1 protein-coding gene is annotated in these 5,313 nt (G+C 68.2%); it reads left to right on the top strand.

The window, feature by feature from the left end:
• Nucleotides 1-31: 31 nt before the first annotated feature.
• Nucleotides 32-5,313: amino acid adenylation domain-containing protein (locus tag ACFQS9_RS26340; protein ID WP_378409515.1), on the top strand; the 5,282-nt coding region annotated here is incomplete at its 3' end.

Raw genomic sequence — 5,313 nt, 5'->3', positions numbered from 1 at the left:
GTTGGAGTACATCGGGCGTACGGATTTCCAGGTGAAGTTGCGTGGTTTGCGGATCGAGCTCGGTGAGATCGAGTCGGCCATGCTGGTGGATCAGCGGGTCGCCCAGTCGGTGGCCGTGGTGCGGAGCGATCTGCACTCCGGTGAGCAACTCGTCGGTTACGTCGTCCCCGTCGAGGGTGCGGCGATCGACGTCGATGAGCTGAAGGTGATGGTCGGGCGCTCGTTGCCCGCGTACATGGTCCCCGCCGTCGTGGTGGTGCTCGAGGCGTTCCCGGTGAACGCGAGCGGCAAGCTCGACCGCAAGGCCCTGCCGACGCCGATCTTCGTGTCCGGGCGTGCCGCGTTCCGGGCGCCTCGCACGCCCACCGAGGAGATCGTCGCCGGAATCTTCGCGGATGTGCTGCACGTGCCGCAGGTCGGGATCGACGACAGCTTCTTCGAACTCGGTGGGGACTCGCTCGTCGCCAATCAGGTGGTGTCGAGGATCGGTGCGGCCTTCGACGTCCGGCTCGGTGTCCGGACATTGTTCGAGGCGCCCACCGTCGCCGGAATCGCTGCTCGCGCCGAGTTGGCGGTGGGCACGGGTGATGCACGGCCGCAGCTGATCTCGCGTCCACGACCGGACTTCATCCCGTTGTCACCTGCGCAGCAGCGGATGTGGTTCCTGAACCAGTACGACACGACGGCGGCGACCTACAATCTCCCGTTCGTGGTTCGGCTGGTCGGCAACGTCGACATCGCGGCGCTCGCGGCGGCACTCTCCGACGTGATCGACCGGCACGAGTCGCTCCGCACGGTGTACCCGGACTCCGGCTCGGGTGCCCATCAGGTGGTGATCCCCAGCGGTGAGATCGACCTGACGGCTGATCCCACGCAGGTCACCGAGTCCGTGACCGCGGCGGAGCTGCCGCGACGCCTGGCGGAATTCGCCGGGGCGGGTTTCGATGTCACGAGCGAGATCCCCATTCGCGTCCGGGTGTTCGAGCTCTCAGAAGGGGCCGAGCAGGAGCTCGCGGTGGCGATGGTCTTGCACCACATCGCCGCGGACGGGATGTCCTGGGCCGTCCTCGCACGTGACGTGATGGCCGCCTACACCGCGCGAGCCGAGGGTGTCGCCCCCACGTGGTCGCCCCTGACCGCGCAGTACGCCGACTACAGCCTGTGGCAGCGTGAGCTCCTCGGCTCCGAGGATGACCCGGAGTCGTTGTCCGCCAAGCAGATCGCGTTCTGGAAGGCTGAGCTCGACGGCCTGCCCGACCAGTTGGACCTGCCCTCGGATCGTCCGCGTCCCGCGGTGCAGTCGTTCCAGGGTGGTCGGCTGGGCTTCGAGATCTCATCGGACACCCATGCCGGCCTGATCGCACTCGCCCGGGCCAATGGCGCCACGCTGTTCATGGTCATGCACGCCGCGTTGACGGTGCTGCTCGCCCGGTTGAGCGGCACCTCGGACATCTCCGTCGGCACGCCGGTCGCGGGTCGCGGCGAGCAGGCGCTCGACGACATCATCGGGATGTTCGTGAACACCTTGGTGCTGCGCGCCGAGGTCGACGGGGAGGAGTCGTTCACCGACCTGCTCGTCCGCGTGCGCGACAGCGACCTCGCCGCATTCGGTCATGCCGACGTGCCGTTCGAGCGCCTGGTGCAGGTCCTGAACCCGTCCCGGTCGACGGCGCGGCACCCCCTGTTCCAGGTGGTGCTCTCGTTCGAGAACATGGCGGGCGCCGAGCTCGAGCTTCCCGGACTGAGCGTCTCCGCCGACGAGGTCCGGGTCGACCTGTCGAAGTTCGACCTTCAGCTCACGCTGTCGGGTGGTGTGTCCGACGGTGCAGGCCCCATGGCTGCCGAGTTCGTCTACGCGACGGATCTGTTCGATGAGGGAACGGTGTCCGGCTTCGTGGACCGCTTCCTGCGCATCCTCGACTCGGTGGTGGCGGAGCCCACCATCGCGGTGGGGGACGTGGAGATCCTGGCGCCCGACGAGTTGACCGATCTCGTGGACCGGTCGGGCGCGGCGGACAGCACGGGGAGGTTTGCCCAGCCGCTGACGTTCGCGGAGATCCTGACGGGGGCAGCGGCATTGGATCCGGAGGCGCTCGCGCTGTCCGACGAGGGGCGGGTGCTGACCTACCGTGAGCTGGACGAGCGGTCCTCGCGCCTGGCGCGGGTGCTGATCGCGAGTGGCGCGGGTCCGGAGACCGCGGTGGCGGTGGCCGTGCCGAGGTCCCTGGAGTCGGTGCTCGCGGTGTGGGCCGTGGTGAAGTCCGGCGCCGCGTTCGTGCCGGTCGATCCGAAGTATCCGGTGGATCGGGTTGAGCACATGGTGTCCGATTCGGGCGCCGTGATCGGTGTGACCCTGGGGCAGTTCATCGATCAGCTTCCGGGTTCGGTGCGTTGGCTTGCTCTCGACGAGGGCGGTGTCGAGGCGCAGTGCCGGGCGGAGTCGGCGGCGCCGGTAACCGATTCCGACCGCATCGCGCCGCTGCGGCTCGAGCACCCGGCCTACGCGATCTACACCTCCGGTTCCACCGGTCGGCCCAAGGGTGTGCTCGTCACGCACGCGAACCTGGCGAACGCCTGCGGCCAGCAGCGCACGCTGTTCTCGACGTCGGAGAGCTCCCGGGTTCTGCATTTCGTGTCGCCGAGCTTCGACGTGTCCGTGTACGAGCTGCTGCTCGCGGTGGGGTCGGGTGCCGCGATGGTGATCGCTCCGCCGACGATCTACGGCGGAGCCGAGTTGGCTGATCTGTTGCGGCGCGAACGGGTCACGCATGCGGTGGTCACCCCGGCCGCTCTCGCGTCGATCGATCCGAGCGGTCTTTCAGACCTGGTCACGGTCATGGTCGCCGGCGAGGCGTGCCCGCCGGAGTTGGTGGCGAGGTGGGCGCCGGGCCGCAACTTCATCAACGGCTACGGTCCGACCGAGGCGACGGTTCTCGCGAGTTCCACGGGGCCGCTCGTCCCCGGTGAGCCGATCACGATCGGTCGCCCGGTGGGTGGAGTGCGGACGGTGGTGCTCGACGCCCGGCTGCGCCCCGTACCGGTTGGCGTGGTGGGCGAGCTCTACCTGTGCGGGCCGGCGCTGGCCCGGGGTTACCGTGGCCGTCCGGATCTGACGGCGGACCGATTCGTGGCGTATCCCTATGGCGTGCGCGGAGAGCGGATGTACCGCACCGGCGACCTCGCACGCTGGACGGGCCGTGGCGAAATCGAGTACCTGGGACGGTCGGACTTCCAGGTGAAGGTTCGCGGCTTCCGCATCGAGCTCGGGGAGATCGACGCGGCCCTGAGCGCGCAGCCCGGCATCGAGTTCGCGGTCACCCTGGGGCACGAGGGGGCCGGGGGCATCACGTCGCTCGTCTCGTACGTGCTGCCCTCCGAGGGGATCGAGGTCGAACTCGAGGTGCTCAAGGCCGCGATCGGCCAGACTCTCCCCGCGCACATGGTGCCGATGGCGATCATGGTCCTCGACGAGATCCCGCGTACACCGGTGGGCAAGCTGGACCGGAAGGCGTTGCCCGCACCGGTGTTCGAGACCCGCGCCTTCCGCGCACCGACCACCCCCGTCGAAGAAGTGGTCGCGGCCACGTTCGCGGATGTTCTCGGTATCGAGCGGGTGGGGCTCGATGACGACTTCTTCGAGCTCGGCGGCAACTCTCTGATCGCGACGCAGGTCACCGCGCGACTCGGCGCGGCCCTGGACACGATGGTCCCGGTGCGGGCGCTGTTCGAGGCGTCCACGGTCGGCGATCTGGCCGCTCGGGTCGAGCAGCACGCAGGTGCGGGTGGGCGTGTTGCCCTCACCGCCGGCGAGCGACCCGACCAGATCCCACTGTCGCTCGCGCAACAGCGGATGTGGTTCCTCAACCGGTTCGACACGAGTTCCACCGCGTACAACATCCCGCTCGCCATCCACCTCGCCGGCGACCTGGACGTCGATGCTCTGCGAGCGGCCATCGGAGATGTGGTCGAGCGACACGAGTCGCTGCGGACCATGTACCCGGACACGGAGTTCGGGCCGGCCCAGGTGATCCTCGATCCGGCGGACAGCCCGGTCGAACTGGGCGTGGTCAAGGCCACCGGGGACGACCCGGAGCGGTACCTGCGGGAGATGTTTTCGGTCGGATTCGACGTGAGTGCTCAGGTTCCGTTGCGCGCGACGCTCTTCGAGTTCTCCGACACCGAGTTCGTCCTCGGCCTGGTTGTGCACCACATCGCCGCCGATGGCTGGTCGATGTCGCCGTTGGCCCGTGACGTGATGGTGGCGTACGCGGCGCGCAGCGCGGGTGGGTCCCCCACGTGGACGGCGCTGCCCGTGCAGTACGCCGACTTCAGTCTGTGGCAGCGCGAGGTGCTGGGGTCGGAGGACGACCCGGAGTCGCTGATCTCGCGACAGTTCGCGTACTGGACGTCCACCCTGGCAGGCCTGGCCGACCAGCTCGATCTGCCCGCCGACCGGCCGCGTCCTGCCGTCTCGTCGTATCGCGGCGGCGCACATCGGTTCGAGATCGATGGGAGTCTGCACTCCGCCCTCAACGACCTTGCCCGCGAACAGAACACCACCCTGTTCATGGTGATCCATGCGGCGTTGTCGGTCTTGCTGGCCCGGCTCAGCGGCACATCGGACATCGCGGTCGGTACCCCGATCGCCGGACGTGGCGAGGCCGCGCTCGACGACGTGATCGGCATGTTCGTCAACACCCTGGTGCTACGCACCCAGGTGGATCCGGGGGCGCGGTTCGCGGACCTGGTGGCGCAGACCAGGGAGAACGACCTCGGCGCCTTCGGTCATGCCGACGTGCCGTTCGAGCGGCTGGTCGAGGTGCTGAGCCCGGCGCGATCGCAGTCGCGGCACCCACTGTTCCAGGTCATGCTGTCGTTCCAGAACCAGGGCATGGCGGCATTCGAACTGCCGGGCCTGAACATCCGCGCACTCGACTACGACGAGCAGGTCGCGAAGTTCGACCTCCAGCTCAACATGACGGAGTCGATCGATGAGCACGGTGGGCTCACGGGGATGTCCGTCCTGATGACGTACGCCACGGACCTCTTCGACGGGTCGACGGTGGCCGGGTTCGGGGACAGGTTCCTGCGCATCCTCGACTCCGTGGTGGCGGAGCCGCACGGTCGTGTCGGAGACATCGATCTGCTCGCTTCCACCGAGCGGGAGTTGGTGGTGTCGGGTTGGAATGCCACTGAGCGTGCGCTCGATGATGGCACGTTGGTGTCGTTGTTCGATGCTCGGGTGGTGGCGTCGCCGGGAGCGGTGGCGTTGTCGTTTGAGGGTGAGTTGCTGTCGTATTCGGAGTTCGATGT

The sequence above is a fragment of the Rhodococcus daqingensis genome, assembly GCF_042665615.1.
Classification (GTDB): Bacteria; Actinomycetota; Actinomycetes; order Mycobacteriales; family Mycobacteriaceae; genus Rhodococcus_G; species Rhodococcus_G daqingensis.
Note: the sequence above shows the minus strand (reverse complement) of the source record. Positions and strands in the feature narration are given on the sequence as shown.